Below are 22,203 nucleotides of genomic sequence, written 5' to 3'. Positions count from 1 at the left end.
AAAATTTTTAGAACTTTTCGTATATTTTGTTACATTTTATAACATGTATCTTAAATATTCCTTTTTGCTGTGCTACGCTGGAAAAAACATTGATAAGGAGCGGATCATCTGATGGGAAAAAAACAGCTAGTTCTTGTTGGTAATGGAATGGCCGGGGTAAGGGCCATTGAAGAGATACTGAGTGTTGCTAAAGACGAGTTTCAGATCACAATTTTCGGTGCCGAACCGCATCCCAATTACAACCGAATCCTTTTGTCAAAAGTGCTTCAAGGCGATACAGATATTAAAGATATTACGTTAAACGATTGGGACTGGTACGAAGAAAACAACATTCAATTGTATACAAATGAAACAGTCATCAAAGTGGACACGGAAAACAAAACAGTCATCACAGATGCAGACAGAATCCAGCCTTACGATGAATTGATCCTGGCGACAGGCTCGGTCCCTTTTATCCTTCCGATTCCGGGCGCAGACAAAAAAGGCGTCACAGCTTTTCGGGACATAAAAGATACAGACACAATGCTCGCCGCGTCAAAACAATATAAAAAAGCTGCCGTCATTGGCGGAGGACTTCTTGGTTTGGAAGCAGCTCGCGGACTGCTGAATCTTGGCATGGATGTGTCCGTCATCCACCTTGCCCCATTCCTGATGGAGCGCCAGCTTGATGCAACGGCAGGACGCCTGCTGCAAAACGAGTTAGAAAAACAAGGTATGACCTTTTTACTTGAAAAGCAAACAGAAGAAATTGTCGGTGACGACCGTGTCGAAGGCCTCCGATTCAAGGATGGCACAAGCATTGAAGCTGATTTAGTCGTCATGGCTGTCGGCATCCGCCCAAATACAACGCTCGGGGCCGAGAGCGGCATTCCGGTTAACCGCGGCATCATCGTCAACGATTATATGCAGACTGAAATCCCGCACATTTACGCGGTCGGCGAATGTGCCGAGCACCGAGGAATCGCCTACGGGCTTGTGGCGCCGCTGTATGAACAGGCAAAAGTGCTGGCAAAGCATATTTGCGGCATCGAAACAAAACCGTATGAGGGCTCCGTTCTCTCCACACAGTTAAAGGTATCAGGCGTCGAGGTCTTCTCTGCCGGTGACTTTAACGAATCAGAGGAGAAAAAAGCGATTAAAGTCTTCGATGAGCAGGACGGCATCTATAAAAAAATCGTCCTGAGAGGCAATCAAATTGTCGGTGCTGTTTTATTCGGCGACAGCAGCGAAGGCAATCGCCTGTTTTCTATGATTCAAAAAGAAGCCGATATCTCTGAAACCTCTAAAATATCAATCTTACAGCCTCTCAATCAAGAAGCAGGCACAAGCATAACCGCAGCGATGAGCGACGATGAAATCATCTGCGGCTGCAACGGCGTGTCAAAAGGTGCGATTATTCAAGCCATACAGGAAAAGGGCTGCTCGTCAACGGACGAAATCAAAGCATGCACCGGTGCATCCCGCTCATGCGGAGGCTGTAAGCCGCTCGTAGAAGAAATCCTCCAGCATACGCTCGGATCAGACTTTGATGCGTCAGCGCAAAAAGAAGCCATTTGCGGCTGCACCACATTGTCGAGAGATGAAGTCGTAGAAGAAATCAAAGCCAAAGGGCTGTCACATACAAGAGAAGTCATGAATGTGCTCGGCTGGAAAACGCCAGAAGGCTGTTCTAAATGCCGGCCCGCTCTGAACTACTACTTAGGCATGATCAATCCAACCAAATACGAGGATGACCGGACATCCCGCTTTGTTAATGAACGAATGCACGCCAATATTCAAAAAGACGGAACATACTCAGTCGTTCCTCGGATGTACGGCGGCGTGACCAACTCCACAGATTTGCGCAAGATCGCCGATGTCGTTGACAAATATGAGATCCCGCTCGTGAAAATGACAGGCGGCCAGCGAATTGATCTTATCGGCGTGAAAAAAGAAGACCTTCCGAAGGTATGGGAAGATCTTGATATGCCATCGGGCTACGCGTACGGAAAAACGCTCCGCACAGTGAAAACATGTGTAGGCGAGCAATTCTGCCGCTTCGGCACACAAGACTCCATGGCACTGGGCATTGCGCTTGAGAAAAAATTCGAAGGGCTGAACACGCCTCACAAAGTCAAAATGGCCGTGTCTGCCTGCCCGCGAAACTGTGCGGAATCCGGCATTAAGGACCTTGGCGTTGTCGGCATCGACGGAGGCTGGGAGCTTTATGTCGGCGGAAACGGCGGAACCCATTTGCGTGCCGGCGATTTGCTGATGAAGGTGAAAACAAATGAAGAAGTCTTAGAATACGCAGGCGCTTACCTGCAATATTACAGGGAAACCGCAAACTATCTGGAGCGTACGTCCGCATGGCTTGAGCGCGTCGGTTTATCCCATGTCCAATCCGTGTTAAACGATCCGGAAAAGCGACAGGAGCTGAACGGCCGAATGAATGAAACACTCTCTGTCCACAAGGATCCGTGGAAAGACTTTTTAGAGGATAAACAAACCTCTAAAGAATTATTTGAAAATGTCGTGACCACATCATAATGACAAAAACAATCATTGAGGAGGAATGGACATGGTAAACAAAGACGTAACAAAAGTATGTATCGGAAAAATTGAAGAATTGCCTGAACAATTAGGCAAAACAGTGTATATTGAAGATAAGGAGCTCGCGGTTTTCAAGCTTTCAGACGGAAGCATCCGCGCCATTGAAAACCGCTGTCCGCATAAGGGCGGCGTCCTGGCAGAAGGCATCGTCAGCGGTCAATATGTTTTCTGCCCGATGCACGACTGGAAAATTTCCTTAGAAGACGGAATCGTCCAAGAACCTGACCACGGATGCGTCAAAACATATGAAACGCTGATCGAAGGAGAACATGTTTATCTCGTATATTGATCAAAAGACCGGATCACTTTTCTAGTGGTCCTTCATTTTTTACAGTGACGGAAGGATGACATGATCATGAAGAACGGAATCGTATATTTCGTGGGAGCCGGACCCGGCGACCCAGGCCTGCTCACCATCAAAGGAAAACAGGCGCTCGAGGAAGCAGATGTGATTTTATATGACCGGCTCGCCAACCCGAAGCTGCTCGAATTTGCATCACCGGACTGCCAGTTTATTTATTGCGGAAAACTGCCAGACCGCCATTTTATGAAACAAAAAGAAATTAACGCCCTGCTGGTTGAAAAAGCATTAAATGGGTTAACCGTCGTTCGCTTGAAGGGCGGAGATCCGAGCGTATTCGGCAGAGTCGGCGAGGAAGCAGATGCTCTTCATGAGCACGGCATTCGCTATGAAATGGTGCCGGGAATCACCTCTGGAATTGCAGCGCCGCTATATGCGGGCATCCCCGTCACGCATCGGGATTTTGCATCGTCTTTTGCCATGATTACAGCGCATGATAAATCATTAAAAGGCACGCCGAACCTTGACTGGGAAGGGCTGGCCCGAAGCGTTCAAACCCTTGTTTTTTACATGGGTGTCAAGAACTTGTCTTATATTTGCCAGCAGCTTATTTCATACGGGAAATCGCCTTCTGTCCCTGTCATTGTCATCCAATGGGGAACGTGGGGCCGCCAGCGGAGTGTGAAAGGAACACTTGAGAACATTCAGCAAAAAGTGCAGGAACACCAGATTACAAACCCTGCGATTATCGTCATTGGAGACATCGTCAACTTTCAAACACACAGCTGGTTTGAAAGCAAACCGCTCATCGGCCGGCATTTGATGGTTGTGACTCATGGCGAAGATGAAGACCAGCTTGCAGACAAGCTGCGCGATTCCGGCGCCGATGTCATCGAGTGGCCGAAATGGCGGACCGAAAACATGCCTGTCAATGAAGAAATTCTTCGAAAGATTGGCACCTTTGAAGACATTTTTTTCACATCGCGCCGGGCGGTTTGTGAATTTTTCAGAGCACTGGCTTCTCAGAAAATCGACATCCGCCAGCTGACAGCCAAACTGAGTGCAGCATCTGAGCAAGCAAAGACAGAGCTTGAGAAACGGGGCTTTCTTGTCACCGCCATTCAGCCTGATTCAGAGAAACGTCTTGTTGTCGGGAGCCGCCATGCAGTGGAAAACATGCAAAAGCATGAATCCTGTTCGTTTTATATCACTCATGAAAACGTCATAGATGATCGGTTCACCCACATGATTCAGCGTACCATCAGTGAATCCCCGCTGCACATGGTCATTTGCCCGAACAAGCTGTCCGTTCAGCAATTGATCAATGGTGGCGAACAAATTGGCATTTCGCCGGAACCGTCAGCAAGCCGGCCCCCTATCGTCTGTATAGGCGATGACTCAGCTGCCGAAGCTTATGGATTCACAGTCGTCCAAGAACAAGATGAATTGTTTGCTTTCATCCAAAATCAACAAGCGGAAAGAAAACTCCTTCACAGCTGATGGCAAACAGCCCTTTCCCCCAAGGGCTGTTTTATTTATGTACCAATTTTTTATGATGGGTTGAATACATCGCCATATTCTCAGCCTTAGGATCCAAATAAGCCTTTGCGCTGTTGACTGCTGTCGGGCCTTCGGTAAAGCCGCCGGCAATTAATCTCAGCTTGCTTTCATAAAAAGCCGCATCGCCCGCCACAAACACGCCCGGAAGATTCGTTCGCATATGTCTGTCAGCTTTCACCCTTCCTTCTTCAATCTCCAGCCCCCACTCCATCATCGGCCCTAGATCAATTTTGAAGCCATGATTAATGATCAGCTCATCAACCTCTATATCTTCCCTTTGGCCTGATTCAGTATGACAAATCGTCACGCTTTTGATGCGCTCTTCATCTCCGCTCAGCTGCTCTAGACAATAAGGAGTAAGCACCCGCACCGATGATTGCTTCATTTTCGTCACGCTGCTTTCCATTCCGCCGAATTCCTCACGCCGATGAACGACAGTCACAGACGCCGCAATCGGTTCAAGCTCATTAGCCCAATCAACCGCAGTATCTCCGCCGCCTGATATCACCACGCGCTTATCTTTAAACGCATCGAGCTTCTCCACTCCGTAATGAAGATTTTTGCCCGCATAACGGGCCGCATCCTCGCTGTCAAACTCATTGACCTCAAGTGTACCCATGCCGCAAGCCAAAATCACAGTTCTTGTATAGTGCTTTTCCCCTTCAGAACCCGTCAGTACAATGGTGCCGTCATCCAGGTGTTCAAACCCGGTCACACGCTGATTCAATACGATATCAGGATCAAACGTTGCCACCTGCTCCTTCAGCTGCTCGATCAGCTGCTTTCCCGCAATCCCCGGTATGCCGCCGATATCGCGAATGATTTTCTCAGGAAAGAATAAAGACACCTTCCCTCCGAGCTTCGGCAAAAATTCGATTACCTTTGTTTTTAGCTCCCGCATCCCGCAGTAAAAAGCAGTAAACAGCCCAATCGGCCCCCCGCCTATAATCGTAACGTCATATACCTCTTGATTCTCAGCCATCCGTCCTGCCTCCCGTTCACATCTATATCAAAGTTTTAATTGAGAATGAATATCAATACAAAGTATATCATATTTCAAGGACCTTTGTTTATTCATTTCTTTTACCTTGTGGTCAATTGCTCAAAACTCTATAATAGGCAAAAACCAATTGGGTGAAACAGATGAAAAGACGAGTCGAAACGATCACCTTCGATGGCAGTACACTAGAATATTCTGTGACAGGCAAGGGAACTCCGATCCTTGTCATGCATGGCGGGCATTCAAATTGTTACGAGGAATTCGGATACACAGCGTTGATTGAGCAAGGGTATTCCATCATTACGCCTTCAAGGCCCGGCTATGGACGAACGTCAAAAGAAATTGGAAAAAGTCTTGCCAACGCCTGCCGTTTCTATGTGAAATTATTAGATCATTTACAAATCGACAGTGTCCATGTGATCGCCATCTCAGCAGGAGGGCCGAGCGGCATATGCTTTGCCTCACATTATCCAGAAAGAGTAAATACATTGACCCTGCAATCCGCGGTCACCAAAGAATGGCTCACCCCAAAAGACACTGAATATAAATTGGGGAGAATTCTCTTCCGCCCGCCGGTGGAAAAGTGGATATGGAAGCTGATTTCTTCTTTGAATAACGCTTTCCCGCGTTTGATGTTTCGAGCTATGAGCCCCCAATTCAGCACGATTCCGTTTCAGCGAATCAAGTCCTTAATGGATGAAAAAGACATAGAAGCATTTCGGAAAATGAACAGCCGGCAGCGCTCGGGTGAAGGATTTCTGATTGACTTGTCACAAACCGCCGCTGTCTCTTTAAAAGACCTGCAAGCCATCATATCTCCCGTGCTGATTATGCAAAGTGTTTATGATGGATTGGTTGACTTGTCACATGCACATCATGCAAAAGAGCACATTCGTGGCGCTGCTCTCTGTTTGCTTCACTCATGGGGACACCTGATTTGGCTCGGAAAAGAAGCTGCAGAAACAGACAGTATCTTACTCGGCTTTTTGGAATCCTAACCAAAGTGAAACGATCCTTTCCCCTCCTCCGTCAAACAAGCAGTGCCTTTTTTTCTGGTATCATAAGAAAGGCAGCTTAACATGAGCGGAGGTTTTATTGTGACAGCACAATCATCTTTTCTTCAGCTGAATTCTATTTTTATCAGCATTTTAATAGAAGCCATTCCGTTTATTCTGATTGGCGTCATACTTTCCGGAATCATTCAAATGTTTGTTTCTGAAGAAATGATTGCAAGAATCATGCCGAAAAACCGTTTTCTCGCCGTTTTATTCGGTGCGCTGGCCGGCGTTTTATTTCCCGCCTGCGAATGCGGCATCATCCCGATTACGAGGCGGCTTCTGTTAAAGGGAGTTCCTCTGCATGCGGGGGTTGCTTTCATGCTGACCGCGCCTATCATTAATCCTATCGTTTTATTTTCTACTTATATTGCGTTCGGGAATAGATGGAGCGTTGTCTTTTACAGAGGCGGACTGGCTCTCGCCGTTTCGCTGATCATCGGGGTCATCTTATCCTATCAATTTAAGGATAACCAGCTTTTAAAGCCTGATGAACCCGGGCACCACCATCATTATCACGGCACCTTGCTCCAAAAACTGGGCGGGACCTTGCGGCATGCCATTGATGAATTTTTCTCCGTGGGGAAATATTTAATCATCGGCGCCTTTATCGCAGCCGCTATGCAGACGTATGTCAAAACATCCACTCTGCTTGCGATCGGGCAGAATGATGTATCCTCTTCCCTCGTGATGATGGGTCTGGCGTTTGTCCTGTCGCTTTGTTCAGAAGTTGATGCGTTCATCGCGTCTTCCTTCAGCAGCACATTTTCATTAGGATCGTTAATCGCCTTTCTCGTCTTTGGCGCAATGGTGGATATTAAGAATCTATTGATGATGCTTGCGGCCTTCAAAAAACGATTTGTTTTCCTGCTGATTACATACATTGTCGTGATTGTTTTAGCGGGATCACTACTGGTAAAGGGGTGATTGGGTGTTTCGTCTATTGGTGCTGATGGGATTTACGTTTTTCTTTTATCATCTGCATGCCTCAGGAAATCTAACAAAATATATCAATATGAAATATTCCTATCTTTCCTTTATTGCGATCTTCCTGCTGGCCATTTTGACCGCCGTCCAAGCGTACCTATTTATCAAGTCGCCTGAAAAAAGCGGGCATCACCATGACCATGATTGCGGGTGCGGTCATGATCACGAGCATGACCATGAACAAAACAAGCCATTTTATCAGCGTTATTTGATTTATGTTGTTTTTCTTTTTCCTTTGGTGTCAGGCATCTTCTTCCCGATTGCAACGCTTGACTCATCCATTGTCAAAACAAAAGGGTTCTCGTTTAAGGCGATGGAGAGCGGAGATCACTACTCCCAAACACAGTATTTGCGGCCTGATGCCAGCCTTTATTACGCGCAAGACAGCTATGACAAACAAATGAAACAGCTGTTTAATAAGTATTCCAGCAAAAAAGAGATTTCTCTGACCGATGACGATTTCCTAAAAGGAATGGAAACCATCTATAACTATCCGGGTGAATTTCTCGGACGGACGATAGATTTCCATGGATTTGCTTACAAAGGAAACGCAATTAACAAAAATCAGCTGTTCGTATTAAGGTTTGGCATCATTCACTGTATCGCTGATTCCGGCGTGTACGGGATGCTTGTGGAATTTCCGAAGGACATGGACATCAAGGATGATGAATGGATTCACATTAAGGGCACTCTGGCCTCAGAATATTACCAGCCATTCAAGTCAACTCTCCCTGTCGTCAAAGTAACTGACTGGAATACCATTAAAAAACCTGATGATCCGTATGTTTACAGAGGATTTTAAGTGAAGACGAAACCAGTACAAGTACTGGTTTCTTTTTTATTTCTTTTTCATCAGCATCAAATCGAGATAGAGTTGGCACCGCGTTCTGAAATCGCTTAAATCGATCGACGTCATCTCAGTAATCTGTTTGATGCGGTAATTCAATGTATTTTGGTGAATAAACAGCTGTTCTGCCGCTGGTTTTGTTTTGCAGTTGTTGAGGAGATAGATTTCCAAGGTTTTGAGCAGCTCAGTGCTGCTTTCTTCGTCTTTCGCTTTTAATAAAGCTAAATCTTTATTCTCGTATTCTAAAAATTCATTTTTCTGTTCGATGCTTTCTAAATAACGGTAAATGCCGAGTTTAGCATATTCATATGGAATGTTTTCCTGATTGCCGGTGATTTCTGCGGCTTTGATGACTTCAAGTGCTTCTGTGTAGCTCTTGCCAAGTTTTAATAGGTGATTATATTCGTTTCCGATACCGATATAAATAGGGGTAGGTATTTTTTGAAAGTGAAAATGTGTTAACAGCTTGTTAATAAACTCAGAAGCTGCTGAGGAGACGGAGCTTTTTTGGGAAAAACTCGCTACGACGATGACAATGTTTGATTCGATCGTTAAGACATGACTGACCTTATCCCGTAAATTCAGGTACGACCTGATATTTTCCTTTAGATCCTCAACCGCTTCCCCATCCCCATTTGCGGCGTGCAGGATAACAACTGAAAACATGGAAGGCAGCACGGTGTTGATCCTTTCAGCTTCCCGTCTGAGTTCCTTCTCAGAGGTAAATTGCTGATAAATCGCCCGTTTGATGAGATCCTCTGCTTTTTCTTCCTTTTCCTGTTTCAATTTATTCGTTTTATAAATGATTTTCCCGACATGGAAGGAGGTCTCGTACAAAAAGTCGAGCTCTTCATCCGTCAGATTTTGGTCCAGCTCCTGAATCCAGATGTAGCCCATGACTTCCCCTTTGTGCTTTGCACTCACGACCACCCTCTGGTTTAACCCGATGCTTTCAATTTTATTGACGCGAAAAGGCTCAGGCTCTGTTTTCAATTTTTCAATAATTCCGTCCTTCAGAAACCTCTCAAAAATCTGGACCGGACACTTTTTCGAAAAAATAGTCTGCTGGTTGGCAGAATCAAAATGGTTAATATAGTAAGAATTATAGGCTAACAAAAAGAAATCCGCGCTTTCCAGTATCACTGGCTTTTGCAGTTCATAGCTAATAAAATCAATTAGCTTATCAACATCTGAAAATGAAAAAACTCTCTCTAAAAGCTCTTCCATACCTTTTTCTCCTATACTTTTTTTACTTTAATCATATCCATACGGGGTCTTTTTGTATAGAAAAAAATACGTTTGTTTCCAAAAGAAAAAAATGGCCGCTTAAAAGGAGAAAAGAGGAAAAAGGGACAGCCCCTTCCTCCTCCTTTCGATCTTTATTGCGACATTGTATCTTGGTAGTCGTTGAACTGGTCTGTGACAGCTTGTGACGGAGCCTGCGTCAATATGCTGACAAAAAAGACAGATAATAGACTCGCAGCAAAACCAGGTATCATTTCATACAGAAAGTCCGAAAGACCGGCATTCGCCCAAATGATTACAGTCGCTGCTCCCACAATCATGCCGGCGAGTGCCCCCCATTTGGTCATTCGTTTCCAAAACAGACTGAGCAGTACAACCGGCCCGAATGATGCACCGAAGCCCGCCCACGCGTAGCTGACCAATCCAAGGATGGTGTTATTTTTCTCCCAAGCCAGAACCAACGCGACAATTGAAACAGCCAGAACAGCCAGACGGCCTAAAAACACCAGTTCTTTATCTGAAGCTGAGCGTCTGAACATCGACTTATACAAATCTTCTACCAGAGAGCTTGATGTCACAAGCAGCTGAGAAGAAATTGTACTCATAATCGCGGCCAAAATCGCTGAAATCAGAAAACCCGTGATAATCGGATGGAACAAGATATTCCCTAACTGAATAAAAATCGTCTCAGGGTCCTTCAGTGTCATGCCCCGCTGATGGTAATAAGCGATTCCGCCCAAACCGGTCAGCACTGCGCCTACTGCAGACAAAATCATCCAGCCCATCCCGATTCTGCGCGCTCTTTTGATCTCTTTGACAGACGTGATCGCCATAAAACGCACAATAATATGCGGCTGGCCAAAGTATCCCAGCCCCCAGGCAAACAAAGAAATAATGCCAAGGACGCTCGTTCCTTTGAAAATATTAAACATATCAGGATCTACAGAGCGGATTTCAGCAACTGTATCACCTGCTCCTCCCGTGTGGAAAAACGTAACGATCGGCACAAGAATGAGTGCGGCAAACATAATGATCCCCTGAACAAAATCTGTCCAGCTGACTGCCAAAAAGCCGCCAAACAGGGTATATGCCACAACAACACCTGTCACAATCCACAGGCCGGTGTGATAATCCATCCCCAAGATGCTGTTGAATAAAACGCCGCCGGACACCATGCCGGACGATACATAAAACGTGAAAAAGACTAAAATGACAATTCCCGAAAACAGTCTGAGAAGCTTTGTTTGATCTCCGAAGCGATTTTCCAGGAATCCGGGAATTGTAATGGAATTCCCCGCTTTTTCAGTATAGGTTCTCAGCCGCGGTGCGACGTAAAGCCAGTTCGCCCACGCTCCAAGACAAAGTCCGAACACAATCCAAACTCCGCTCAGACCAGTAGAAAACATGGCACCCGGAAGCCCCATCAGCAGCCAGCCGCTCATATCGGCAGCGCCGGCACTGAGAGCGGTTACTGCCGGACCTAAAGAGCGTCCTCCCAGCATGTAATCCGTCAGATTCGACGTACGCTTGTAAGCAAAGTAGCCGATTAGCAGCATTCCCGCCATATAAATACAAATCGAAATAATCAGCTGTGTGTTTTCTATGGCACTTCCTCCTCTTTTTTATAGTATATGGATGAAATGGACACCCCCGCAGGGAGGATGCCCATTTAGTCCCGCTTAGAACATTTCACTGATTGTTTTTGCTTGCATATGCAGAGCCAAGTAATCCGGCCCGCCTGCTTTTGAATCCGTTCCCGACATTTTGAAGCCGCCAAACGGATGGTAGCCGACGATAGCACCTGTACAGTTGCGGTTGAAGTATAGGTTTCCGACATGGAATTCCTGCTTCGCACGCTCGATGTGCTTGCGGTTGTTTGTGATAACCGCGCCTGTCAAACCATATTCAGTATTGTTTGCCACTTCTAAAGCTTCATCAAAGTCTGACACTTTACAAAATGCAACGACAGGTCCGAAAATTTCTTCCTGCATGAGTCTTGCTTTCGGATCAAGGTCAGCGAAGATCGTCGGTTTGATGAAGTATCCTTTCGAATCATCACCAGTACCGCCGCTTACTAAACGCCCTTCCTGTTTTCCAATCTCAATATAGCTCATAATTTTATCATAAGAACCTTGGTCAATGACAGGTCCCATATAAACATCTGCACTGTCAGGTTTAGCTGTTACTTTTGATTCCGTAATTTCAATGACACGCTCTAATACTTGATCATACACTTTTTCATGAACAACTGCACGTGAACCTGCAGAGCATTTTTGTCCCGCAAAGCCGAATGCTGAAGTAAAGATCGATTGAGCCGCTAATTCAATGTCCGCATCCTCATCAACAACAACCGTATCTTTACCGCCCATTTCAGCGATGACACGCTTTAAATGCTGCTGGCCCTGCTGAACCTTCGCCGCGCGTTCGAAAATTCTCGTACCAACTTCTCTTGATCCCGTAAATGTGATAAGGCTTGTTTTCGGATGGTCAACAAGATAGTCGCCTACTTCCGCTCCGCTTCCCGGAACAAAGTTGACTACGCCTTTTGGCAATCCGGACTCTTCAAGCACCTCAACAAATTTTGCTGCAATAACAGGTGTAGCACTCGCAGGTTTCAGAACCACTGTGTTTCCAGTAACGATCGGCGCCACTGTTGTGCCTGCCATGATCGCAAACAAGAAGTTCCAAGGCGGGATAACGACTGTCACTCCAGTCGGCGTGTATACATATTGGTTTTTCTCGCCTTCACGGCTGTTGACCGGTTTGCCTTTTGCCAGTTCGATCATTTGGCGTGCATAATACTCCATGAAGTCAATCGCTTCAGCCGTATCGGCATCCGCCTCGTTCCAAGGCTTTCCTGCTTCTTTCACAAGCAAAGCTGAGAATTCATGTTTTCTTCTGCGGACTTTGGCAGCAGCGCGGAACAGGACAGCCGCTCTCTCTTCAGGAGACGTATATCTCCACTCTTCAAATGCTTTTGCAGCCGCTTGAATCGCTTGCTCAGCGTGCTCTTGAGACGCTTTTGACACTCGGCCGACGACTTCTTCTTTATCAGCCGGGTTGATTGAAACGATTTTCGCTTCCGTTTCCACTCTCTCGCCGTTAATGACAAGCGGATAGTCTTTTCCTAAATATTCGCTTACTGTCGCAAGCGCTTTTTTAAACGCTTCCACGTTGTTTTGATCTTGGAAATTTGTGAATGGCTCGTGTTTGTAAGGTGTTGTCATGATAATCTCTCCTTTTTTACTTCTTTGTCATTCCTTTGAAAGCAAATGCAATGTTTGACGGACGTTCTGCAAGGCGTCTCATAAAATAGCCGTACCAATCCTCGCCGTATGGCAGGTAGACTCTCATGTTATAACCTTCTTTTACGAGGCTGAGCTGGGTTTGCGACCGCATGCCGTACAGCATCTGAAATTCAAACTTGTCATTGGCAATGCCATGTTCCTTGGCAAGCTGCTTTGTAAAGTCGATCATTTTGTCGTCATGTGTGGCAATCGCTGTATAGTGACCGTTTAAGAGCTGCTTTCGGATGATTTTTTTGTAATTTTCATCGACATCGCTTTTCTCCGGGAAAGCTACTTTTTCTGATTCTTTATAAGCTCCTTTTACAAGGCGAAGGAACGGGTTTAAAGAATCCAAATCGTCAATGTCTTTTTCCGTCCGGTACAGATAGGCTTGCAGCACTGTGCTCACATGCTCGTATTTCTTTCTGAAATCTTTGAAAATATTAAGCGTTTTCTGGCATCTGACTTCGTCCTCCATGTCAATGGTGACCATGATTTTATGTTTCTCGGCCGTCTGAAGGATTTTTGTCATATTTTCATACACCAAATCCATATCTATATCCAAACCTAAAGACGTCATTTTTAAAGAAACGTGTGAGTTCAGCTCCTGATCCGCGATGGTCGCAATGGTTTGAATGCACTCTTCCGTACGCTCCCGTGCGACCTCGGCGCTGTTCACAAACTCGCCTAAATGATCGACAGTAACTGACAAGCCTTGGCTGTTAAGCTGTCGAATGGTCGGGATTGAACTGTTAAAGTCATTCCCGCCGATAATTTTACCCGCTGCTACCCGGCTTCCCCAGTTCCTCGCCATTTTATTGAGAAAGCCGCTTTTGGATAAAAATAAGAAAAAATCTCTTGTGATCACTTCCAACCTCAACACCCCGCAATCTAAGAAGTATTTGTATGAGTTTATTGTAAATGGACAAAACCGACGTTCACAATATTCTCAAAATACAAAGATTCTGATTATTTTTGTGGGTTTGCCACAATCAGATAGTTAGAAAGTCGGGGGGGATTCTGTCGAATAAAGGAGAAAAGGAAGCGACAAAAAACATCAGCTTCCTCCATCCTTCCACACTTCTTCAACCGTATTCAAAAGCAAACGGTTCAACTCAGGTGTCATATCTTTTTTCTCTGCTTTCAGTTCTTTTGCCGCTTCCATGATTCTTTCGATTTCCGTTTCAATGAATTGGTGAATAACATTGATTCTTGCTTCGAGGTCAAGCTCTTCTCCTCTTCTTTTCCGTTCAAGCAAGGTTTCCATTTCAGCCTTCAGCTCGGGTTCAGCAACAAGTTCATTCATCAAAACAGTAAAGTCCATTGGCGGTATGGTTCCGTGTTTTTCAATCCATTGGCAGGCCAAAATAGGCCGAAGAACGTAGAAGTACTTTTTAATTTTGACCTCTTGTCCTTGTAGATAATCCTTGACGTTCCTTCTCGCCATATTGATATAGTGATACACGCTTGCTTCAGGCTTAAATGCCTCCGTGCGCAGTTTTCTTAACTGCTCTGCGGTCGTAAATGCTTCATAATACACAATGTCTGAGGACAGCCATTCGAGGAGCGGAGGGTTTGACTTTTTGAAAAGCCGAAGCGTTTTTCTCAGCTCCCAGCCGCTGATATCCAGCAAATCGTGAATCGGTTCCTCAATGACATCACGCTCCTGCTCAATTGAAAAATACCACTCCTTTTTCGGCACATAAATAAAGCGGACGTCGTAATCACTATCCTGCGAGGGAAATCCCCATGCGCGGCTTCCTGACTCGACGGCATACACGATTTTGACTCCGTATGACTGCTCGATCCGTTTTAATTCATCAATGATTCTTTGTTTCATATCTATTCGTCTCCAGTCTGTTCTCATTCCGGCAGTTTGCAGAAAAAAACCGCCTGATGATATGCGGCGGCTTTTCACATTTATCAGCCTTTAAGATGCTGCTTAAAGAAAGCAAGTTTTTCCGTTTGAAAAGCAGGGATATACTCATGTCCGAAGTAGCGGTACACCTTCAGCTCTTTCTCTGTTTCCAAATGATTGTAGGCGGCAAACACGGTCGACGGCGGCGTGACCTTGTCAATCAGGCCGATTGACATCAGGACAGGCACCTTCACTCGGTCAGCGAGATTCATAATATCGAAATATGAAAGTGTCTTCATCGCCTGCACTTCTGTTTCCGGACTGCCATTTCTTCTGAAGAAGGAATTGATTTCAAGATACGGCTGTTCAAGCGCCACATCAATGGCCCGTTCGAAGTTGCTTAAATAAGGATAATCGGCAACCGCGGCTTTTGGAATGTCTGACAGCGCCGCTGCGGCAATGGTTAAACCTCCGCCTTGGCTTCCTCCTGTCACACCGATCCTTGTTTCGTCAACCTCGTCGAAGCTGCTGATGACCTCAAGCGCGCGGACGGCGTCCAAATAAACACCGCGGTAATAGTATGTATCTTTATCAAGAATTCCTTTCGTCATCCAGCCCAAAGCGTGACCGTGCGGTGAAATACTCGTATCCTCACTGCTCTGCTGGCCGCGGACAAGCATGCCGAATGCGGCGTAGCCATGGAGTGCCCAGTTTACCATTTCATGAATCTCACCATCATAGCTTGCATTGTAGCCATGATATTTTACGATCGCCGGATGCGGGCCTTCCTTGTCAGGCACCGCGTACCATCCGGTAATGCGGGCGTTTCCGAAGCTTTTATATGTGAGACGGTACACTTTTACTCCGTCAGCAGGATAGTCAACCGGCTGTAAATCAGGTTCTGCTTGGACTTTTGCAAGTTCCTCCAAAGACAATTTCCAAAACTCAGAAAAATCTTGCGGTGCTGTTTTTTCAGGCTTATATGTTTGCAATTGGTCGAGCGGCAGATCGAATAGTTGCATTTCCGATTATTCCCCTTTGTTTTATAAGATTTAGTTTGTATTCCTATACTACCACGTTTCGTCTTTGTTTTCTAAATATTTTCATCTTTGTTTCCCAGACAGCCTTCATCAAACGTTTGTTTAAGACTTTCCCGGCTTAGTTCCATAAAGGCCTGGGCCGTCAGACTGACATAGCGGTTCTTTAAAAAGACAAAGACGAGGGTTCGTGATGGCGCGGATTGAATCGATAAATAGATCACACCCGGATCTTTATCCCTTCTGACCATATTCGGTGCCATAGTCACACCTAATCCATTAGCCACAAGAGATTGGGCGGTTTCAATATGGCTCGTCTTAAAGGCAGCATTCGGCTTAAAGCCGCTTTCCGCACAGAGATCGAGAACTGTCCTGCGAAAGCCGAAGCCTTCTTTTAACAGAATAAAGGGCACGTTCCTTACCATGTCAATCGGCACACACGGCTGGCGTCCCTCATCTTCTTCCAGCGCTTTCTCAATCAGCGCGACCAATTCCGGCGGCATCCACCTTTGTTTTTCCTTCGGCACCGCGAGAACAACCGGTTCCGTGAGCAAGGGTGTAATGGAGAGCCGTTCATCCTCGATGGGCAAGGATAAAACAGAAAGGTCAACTTCTCCCTTTGCCGTCATCTCCTCTAATGAAACCGGATCTTTTTCAACAAGCTGAACCTCCACATGAGGATAGCGCGCCAAAAACTGCTTCAGCAGCGGGGGAAAGAGATATCTCCCTGTTACAGCAGGAATCCCGATGGATAATTTATGACCGATTCCCTGTGATCGCTCCTGCATTTCCCGAAGCAAATCATCTCTGGAACGAATGATGTCCTCGGCTTTTTCAATGAAACGCCTGCCGTGAGGTGTCAGTGTAACAGAGCTATGGGATCTGTGAAAAAGGGTAAGCCCCAGCTCAGCCTCAAGCTTTTTGATTTGCTGGCTGAGAGACGGCTGTGCGATATGAAGATGTTCCGCCGCCTTTGTAAAGCTTTGGCGCCGGGCAATTTCAGCTGCATATTCCATCACTTTAATATCCATTTCAGCCTCCATAGGTTGAACCTATCATTTTCATCATTTTTATATCTTGGACGAATCATAACAGAAATTGCTAACATAATCCATATCATCATTTACGAAAAGAAGGAGCTGGTTCAAATGACAAATGAAACACCGTTTTCTAAAAACGCCGAGATGTATCGGGATGAAAAGGTATTTGCCGAGGGGGAAGATTTGGGGTTGATGATCAAAACAGCGGAATGCCGGGCAGAGCATCGAGTGCTGGATATAGGAGCGGGCGCCGGCCATACGGCCCTGGCATTTTCTCCTTATGTACAGGAGTGCATCGGTGTTGATGCGACGAAAGAGATGGTTGAGGTTGCGTCCTCCTTCGCGCAAGAAAAAGGAGCTGAAAACGTACGCTTTCAGCAAGGAACGGCAGAGTCACTCCCCTTCCCCGACGATTCATTTGACATCATCACCTGCCGATACGCAGCCCACCATTTTTCAGATGTCCGCAAAGCTGTCAGCGAGGTTGCACGCGTACTAAAACAGGACGGACGTTTTCTCTTAGTTGATCATTACGCGCCTGAAGATCCCATTCTTGATGAGTTTGTCAATCATTTGAACCGGCTTCGAGACCCTTCCCATGTTCGAGAAAGCTCATTATCAGAATGGCAGTCGATGTTCAGCGCCAATCAACTGGCCTATCAAGACATCCAAAAGTGGAACTTGCCGATTCAATACGATAGCTGGATCAAACGAGGCGGAACCCCCGCTGACCGAGAAAAACAAATCATTGCCCACTTGAACCACGCATCAGACGAAGCACGCGACACGTTCTGTATTACATTGAACCAAAACGGACAGCCCATCTCCTTTTGTTTAAAAGCGATTTTGATACAAGGGATAAAACGATAAAAAAAGCCGTGCGCTGCGCACGGCTTTTTACATCGGCTGATAAAGATCCCAGCCAATTTTTAATGTCTCAACAATGTAATCGGCAACCTCTTCCGGGGAAAGGTTGTCTGTTGCCACTTTTGAATTGTGCTTGTCATAAATGACTTTTCTTTCGTTAAACAGCTGTTCCATTTCATCCATTGAACGGTTATGCAGTACAGGGCGGCTTTCGATCAATAAATCCGCGCGCTGCTTCCAGTTCTCCCATGACAGGTCCAGATGAAGCACGAGACAGTTTTCCAGACAGCAATTTCTGATTTCTTCTTGTTTAAAAGAGCCCCCGCCCAGAGATACGATTTTGAATCGTTTATGATGGCAGATGTCTAAAATATATTCCTTCTCCGTTTTCCGGAAAAAGTCTTCTCCCTTTTTCTCAAATATCTCAGGAATTGTCATATTGAAATCCTTTTCGATCTCTTGGTCAATATCAATAAAATCTCTATATAATTTTTTAGCGACCAATTGGCCGATTGTTGTTTTTCCTACACCCATGAATCCGATCAGGACGATATTTCTTTCTCTTACTGGGATGGCTCGTTTAGCGTTCATCTTCGGCGAAATCCTCCTAAGGAATGAAATTTTATATTCATTATATGCTTATTTAGCGAATATTTATATAGATACCGGCTTTACCGGTCAAGCTTATAGTGCGCTTTGTTGTTTAGCCATTTTTGCCTGAATGACATTCATTGTACAACATTTCTGCAGGTATTTTAATACTTCGACGCAAAAAAGCATTAAAACCTTCCGCCTTTATTGTTTTTCCAGCTGACTCTTCGATGGAAGGGTCTTTTTCTGTATGATAAATAGGAAGGGAGAAATGGCGATGATCATTTGGATAAACGGGGCATTCGGTTCCGGAAAAACACAAACAGCCTTCGAACTGCACAGAAGGCTGAACCCATCTTACGTGTATGATCCCGAGAAAATGGGTTTTGCGCTGCGCTCCATGGTGCCGCAGGAGATCGCAAAGGACGATTTTCAAAGCTATCCCTTATGGCGGGCGTTCAATTACAGTTTGCTAGCTTCTCTGACAGATACATACCGCGGCATCATTATTGTGCCCATGACGATTGTACATCCTGAATACTTCAATGAGATCATCGGCAGGCTCAGACATGAAGGGAGGATCGTTCACCACTTTACATTAATGGCTTCAAAGGAAACCTTGTTAAAAAGGCTGCGCACCAGAGCAGAAGGAAAAAACTCCTGGGCCGCCAAACAAATTGACCGCTGCGTTGAAGGCTTATCATCACCTATTTTTGAGGACCACATTCAAACAGACAACCTGTCGATTCAGGATGTGGCAGAGAACATTGCCGCGAGAGCCGAACTCCCATTAGATCCTGATACAAGAGGCAGCCTCCGAAGGTTCGCCGACAGATTAATGGTAAAGCTGAATCATATCCGCATCAAATAAAGCTTCTGTACACGACAAAAGCCCGCTCCGAGAGCGGGCTTTCTTCAACTTATTTCCACCAGTCATCAAACATAGACGCCGGAACCTGGCGTTTATGTTCAGTCATGCTGTAGCGTTTTTCCAGCGCTTCTGATACTTTCGCTGATACTTCTTTTCCTTCGAGATAATCGTCAATCTCGTCGTAGGAAATGCCAAGCTCTGTTTCATCCGACTGCTGCGGTTTTTCGTCGAGCAGATCGGCAGTCGGTTCTTTTAAGTATAAGCGTTCCGGTGCACCCAGCTCTTTCAGCAGGGTTCTTCCCTGGCGCTTCGTCAAGCCTGTCAGCGGCAGGAGGTCTGCTCCGCCGTCACCGTACTTCGTAAAGAAACCAGTCACTGCTTCAGCAGCATGGTCTGTTCCTAACACAAGCAGGCCTTCCTGGCCGCCGATCGCGTATTGCGCGATCATTCTTGTTCTTGCTTTTACGTTTCCTTTATTAAAGTCAGTCAGCTGATCGCCTGTTTCCTGCTGATACTGATCAGAAAAAGCGCTGACTGTCGATTTAATATCAAACTTCCATGATTTATCCGGCTTAATAAACTTCAAAGCAAGCTGGGCATCGTCTTCATCCTGCTGTGTGCCATGCGGAAGACGGACCGCGATAAATTGAGCGTCTCCGCCCTCTTCGCGAATGCTCTCCACCGCAAGCTGAGCGAGTCTTCCCGCAAGTGTTGAATCCTGGCCCCCGCTGATTCCCAATACAAAGCCTTTAGCACCGGTTTTCTTTACATATTGTTTTAAAAAATTGACTCGGTCCTCAATTTCTTGCTTTGGATCAATTGAGGGCTTCACATGTAACTCACGCATAATCTTTTCCTGCATGCTCATCCCAATCATTCCTCCTGTACATTTTCCCTTATTACTGATCATTTCCCCAAATCAATGAAAATGAATCATGACTGTTATGTATCCCTATTAAATATAGCACAGGTCTTCATTCACAGTGAACAAGAGAGATCAGCTGACTTCAACCCGTATGGATGTCACACTGTCGCCATTGCATTTCCCTTTTTCAATCGGGCAGGAAGAAAACGCGACAATTAAATCCATCTCCGCCCTGAGCCTTACATAATCTCCGGCATTCGAAAGCGGCGTTTCCACAGACAGATTCCCTTTCTCATCAAGGACAGTATTCATAAAAATCGCAAATGGGTAATGCATGTGAGGCTTCGGTACGCCAAACTGCTCAAGCGCACGGTTCATATTGTCATAGCACGTATCCTGAAACTCATCCTTTTGCTTCCCATATAAGAGCCTGTTCATATCAGGACGGCAGGCGGGCAGCAGCAGATCATGCTTGCCGACCGTATCTTCAATCAGGGTTAACATCGGCTTATACAGGTTGGAGTAGAGATGGTCGTTGACCTTCACATGAATGGAGTGATTGGCGTCTATCGTCGCTCCCTGATCAAGGTGTTCATAAAAATCCTTGGCATGGTATGCGACAAAATCAGCCACCTGCTGCCCTTCTACATCAACCACTTTTAAAATCTGCCCCTTTTTCAGCTTCAGCCCCAGCCCTTTTTTAGGCTCCACAATATATTGCTGTGTCATTGGTTTGCTCCTTTTTTCATTAGTATGAGCGTCCGCTTCCTTCTCCATGTAAAAAGAGGCAAAAATCCGATGTATATAAGCTTCGGACAGATCACAATCTAACCTTAGATAAAAGGGGTTGAATAAATAATGAGCCAAACAAAAAAAGACCAGCCAAAAGGGAATCTGGCTTGGTGGCAGCTGTCACTGATCGGAGTCGGCTGCACGATTGGAACAGGCTTCTTTCTCGGTTCCAGCATCGCAATTGTAAAAAGCGGTTTTTCCGTTCTCCTTTCATTTCTGATCGCAGGGATCGGTACGTATTTTGTCTTTGAACAGCTCGCCAAGCTATCGGCGAAGCAGCCGGAAAAAGGTTCGTTTTGTGCGTATGCCCGAAAAGCATTCGGCAAATGGGCAGGCTTCAGCAACGGCTGGGTGTACTGGTCATCAGAAATGCTGATTACCGGAAGCCAGCTGACAGCCATTTCGCTATTTACGAAGCATTGGTTTCCTCAAGTGCCGCTATGGGTGTTCGCCTCAATCTACGCAGTACTGGGGCTCCTTATTATTTTCACCGGCCTGTCCGTCTTTGAAAAAACAGAAAACGTGCTGGCAGTCATTAAAACAGCTGCTATTTTTATGTTTATTGTCATTGCCATCCTGGCTTTATGCGGTATCCTGTCCGGCGGAAATCACGGCATACATGTTCCAAATAAGACAAGTGAGTTTTTCCCATACGGCGCCATGGGGCTGTGGACAGGTTTAATCTACGCGTTTTACGCTTTTGGCGGAATTGAGGTCATGGGGCTGATGGCGGTTCACTTAAAACAACCTGAGGAAGCGTCTAAATCAGGGAAACTGATGCTGGCGACGCTGGCGATTATTTATATCATTTCAATCGGGCTTGCTCTGCTTTTGGTTCCGTTACACGCGTTTACTGAACAGGACAGTCCGTTCATTACATCATTAAAAGGATATAACCTTGAGATCATCCTTGATATATTTAACGGGATTTTCATCATCGCCGGGTTCTCGACCCTTGTCGCTTCGCTTTTTGCCGTTACGACATTGCTTTGTACAATGGCTGATGACGGCGACGCGCCGAAATGCTTTACTCTAAAGGAAGGCAAAAAAATATGCTGGCCGGCACTTGGGCTGACGTTTGCGGGGCTTGTCCTCTCCATTATTCTGTCGTTAGTGCTGCCTAAAAACATTTATGAGCATATGACAACAGCTGCGGGGCTTATGCTTTTATACACTTGGCTGTTTATCCTGTTCTCCAGCAAAAAGCTGACTGATCCCGAGGGCATGGGAAAAACGCAAATTTATTTAGCGATGGTTCTGATTGCTGCGGCTGTGTCCGGTACATTGTTTGAAAAATCAAGCCGGCCCGGTTTTTTCGTCAGCATAGGTTTTCTCGTGATCATCGCCATCGTGACCATGATCTATCAAAAAAAGCAGGGTCATAAAGATCGCCCTGCCAGTCCTTGAT

Annotated in this window: 20 protein-coding genes; 9 read left to right on the top strand and 11 right to left on the bottom strand. The window is 45.8% G+C overall.

Features of this window, described 5'->3' with window-relative positions; genetic code table 11:
* Positions 1–111: 111 nt before the first annotated feature.
* The 3 genes from nasD to cobA are packed head-to-tail and all read left to right on the top strand — an operon-like array spanning position 112 to position 4,393.
* Positions 112–2,529 carry an NADPH-nitrite reductase gene (nasD, locus tag AC07VD_RS17220; RefSeq protein ID WP_029946275.1) on the top strand — a complete coding sequence of 806 codons (2,418 nt, stop codon included), beginning with the start codon at positions 112–114 and terminating at the stop codon, positions 2,527–2,529.
* 31 nt (positions 2,530–2,560) lie between these two features.
* Positions 2,561–2,881 carry a nitrite reductase small subunit NirD gene (nirD, locus tag AC07VD_RS17215; protein ID WP_003246252.1) on the top strand — a complete coding sequence of 107 codons (321 nt, stop codon included), beginning with the start codon at positions 2,561–2,563 and terminating at the stop codon, positions 2,879–2,881.
* 60 nt (positions 2,882–2,941) lie between these two features.
* A complete protein-coding gene (gene cobA / locus AC07VD_RS17210; RefSeq protein ID WP_130573381.1) occupies positions 2,942–4,393 on the top strand; it encodes a uroporphyrinogen-III C-methyltransferase in 1,452 nt (483 codons plus the stop codon).
* A 31-nt stretch (positions 4,394–4,424) separates the two neighbouring features.
* On the opposite strand, the gene ffoR is transcribed toward cobA, so the two are convergent.
* Positions 4,425–5,435, bottom strand: a complete 1,011-nt coding sequence (gene ffoR, locus AC07VD_RS17205) for a ferredoxin--NADP(+) reductase (RefSeq protein WP_217018619.1) — start codon at positions 5,433–5,435, stop codon at positions 4,425–4,427.
* 161 nt (positions 5,436–5,596) lie between these two features.
* Here ffoR and AC07VD_RS17200 point away from each other — a divergent pair, with 161 nt between their 5' ends.
* The 3 genes from AC07VD_RS17200 to AC07VD_RS17190 all read left to right on the top strand — a co-directional run bounded on the left by AC07VD_RS17200 (position 5,597) and on the right by AC07VD_RS17190 (position 8,297).
* On the top strand, positions 5,597–6,451 hold the full coding sequence (locus AC07VD_RS17200) for an alpha/beta fold hydrolase (protein ID WP_086343430.1): 855 nt from the start codon (positions 5,597–5,599) through the stop codon (positions 6,449–6,451).
* A 99-nt stretch (positions 6,452–6,550) separates the two neighbouring features.
* Positions 6,551–7,435, top strand: coding sequence for a permease (locus AC07VD_RS17195; protein WP_163189219.1), 885 nt, complete (start codon positions 6,551–6,553; stop codon positions 7,433–7,435).
* Positions 7,436–7,439: 4 nt separating this feature from the next.
* A complete protein-coding gene (locus AC07VD_RS17190) occupies positions 7,440–8,297 on the top strand; it encodes a TIGR03943 family putative permease subunit (protein ID WP_024572105.1) in 858 nt (285 codons plus the stop codon).
* Positions 8,298–8,333: 36 nt separating this feature from the next.
* On the opposite strand, the gene putR is transcribed toward AC07VD_RS17190, so the two are convergent.
* The 7 genes from putR to AC07VD_RS17155 form a co-directional block, all read right to left on the bottom strand.
* A complete protein-coding gene (putR, locus tag AC07VD_RS17185; protein WP_003234651.1) occupies positions 8,334–9,569 on the bottom strand; it encodes a proline utilization transcriptional regulator PutR in 1,236 nt (411 codons plus the stop codon).
* A 152-nt stretch (positions 9,570–9,721) separates the two neighbouring features.
* A complete protein-coding gene (gene putP / locus AC07VD_RS17180; RefSeq protein WP_072173908.1) occupies positions 9,722–11,176 on the bottom strand; it encodes a sodium/proline symporter PutP in 1,455 nt (484 codons plus the stop codon).
* 90 nt (positions 11,177–11,266) lie between these two features.
* Entirely contained in the window at positions 11,267–12,814 is a 1,548-nt protein-coding gene (gene pruA / locus AC07VD_RS17175) for an L-glutamate gamma-semialdehyde dehydrogenase (RefSeq protein WP_086343429.1), read from the bottom strand.
* A gap of 16 nt (positions 12,815–12,830) precedes the next feature.
* Positions 12,831–13,742, bottom strand: coding sequence for a proline dehydrogenase PutB (gene putB / locus AC07VD_RS17170; RefSeq protein WP_494721915.1), 912 nt, complete (start codon positions 13,740–13,742; stop codon positions 12,831–12,833).
* Between the two features lie 189 nt (positions 13,743–13,931).
* Positions 13,932–14,714 carry a nucleotidyltransferase domain-containing protein gene (locus tag AC07VD_RS17165; RefSeq protein WP_015252861.1) on the bottom strand — a complete coding sequence of 261 codons (783 nt, stop codon included), beginning with the start codon at positions 14,712–14,714 and terminating at the stop codon, positions 13,932–13,934.
* Positions 14,715–14,797: 83 nt separating this feature from the next.
* Entirely contained in the window at positions 14,798–15,754 is a 957-nt protein-coding gene (gene cah, locus AC07VD_RS17160; RefSeq protein ID WP_217018627.1) for a cephalosporin C deacetylase, read from the bottom strand.
* 71 nt (positions 15,755–15,825) lie between these two features.
* Positions 15,826–16,800 carry a LysR family transcriptional regulator gene (locus tag AC07VD_RS17155; protein WP_128737481.1) on the bottom strand — a complete coding sequence of 325 codons (975 nt, stop codon included), beginning with the start codon at positions 16,798–16,800 and terminating at the stop codon, positions 15,826–15,828.
* Between the two features lie 117 nt (positions 16,801–16,917).
* On the opposite strand from AC07VD_RS17155, the gene AC07VD_RS17150 reads away from it, so the two are divergent.
* The gene (locus AC07VD_RS17150) at positions 16,918–17,679 is read left to right on the top strand and encodes a class I SAM-dependent methyltransferase (RefSeq protein ID WP_494721870.1); all 762 of its coding nucleotides are present in this window, start codon (positions 16,918–16,920) and stop codon (positions 17,677–17,679) included.
* A gap of 27 nt (positions 17,680–17,706) precedes the next feature.
* Here the strand turns inward: AC07VD_RS17150 and AC07VD_RS17145 are convergent, their stop codons facing one another.
* A complete protein-coding gene (locus tag AC07VD_RS17145; RefSeq protein WP_019712415.1) occupies positions 17,707–18,267 on the bottom strand; it encodes a shikimate kinase in 561 nt (186 codons plus the stop codon).
* A 277-nt stretch (positions 18,268–18,544) separates the two neighbouring features.
* On the opposite strand from AC07VD_RS17145, the gene tmrB reads away from it, so the two are divergent.
* Positions 18,545–19,138 carry an AAA family ATPase gene (gene tmrB, locus AC07VD_RS17140; protein ID WP_213407958.1) on the top strand — a complete coding sequence of 198 codons (594 nt, stop codon included), beginning with the start codon at positions 18,545–18,547 and terminating at the stop codon, positions 19,136–19,138.
* A 49-nt stretch (positions 19,139–19,187) separates the two neighbouring features.
* On the opposite strand, the gene nadE is transcribed toward tmrB, so the two are convergent.
* Together nadE and AC07VD_RS17130 are read right to left on the bottom strand one after the other, a co-directional pair.
* Positions 19,188–20,006 carry an NAD(+) synthase gene (gene nadE / locus AC07VD_RS17135; RefSeq protein WP_003246440.1) on the bottom strand — a complete coding sequence of 273 codons (819 nt, stop codon included), beginning with the start codon at positions 20,004–20,006 and terminating at the stop codon, positions 19,188–19,190.
* Positions 20,007–20,135: 129 nt separating this feature from the next.
* Complete coding sequence (locus AC07VD_RS17130; RefSeq protein WP_003246345.1) at positions 20,136–20,732, bottom strand: DUF1989 domain-containing protein; 597 nt, start codon at positions 20,730–20,732, stop codon at positions 20,136–20,138.
* Positions 20,733–20,861: 129 nt separating this feature from the next.
* Between AC07VD_RS17130 and AC07VD_RS17125 the strand changes: the two genes are divergently transcribed.
* Positions 20,862–22,202: an amino acid permease gene (locus AC07VD_RS17125; RefSeq protein WP_494721869.1), complete on the top strand. Its 1,341-nt coding sequence runs from the start codon at positions 20,862–20,864 to the stop codon at positions 22,200–22,202.
* Position 22,203: the final 1 nt, after the last annotated feature.

It is taken from the genome of Bacillus sp. GW821-FHT01G09, from assembly GCF_059422205.1.
This window is presented reverse-complemented; position numbering and strand designations above follow the sequence as displayed.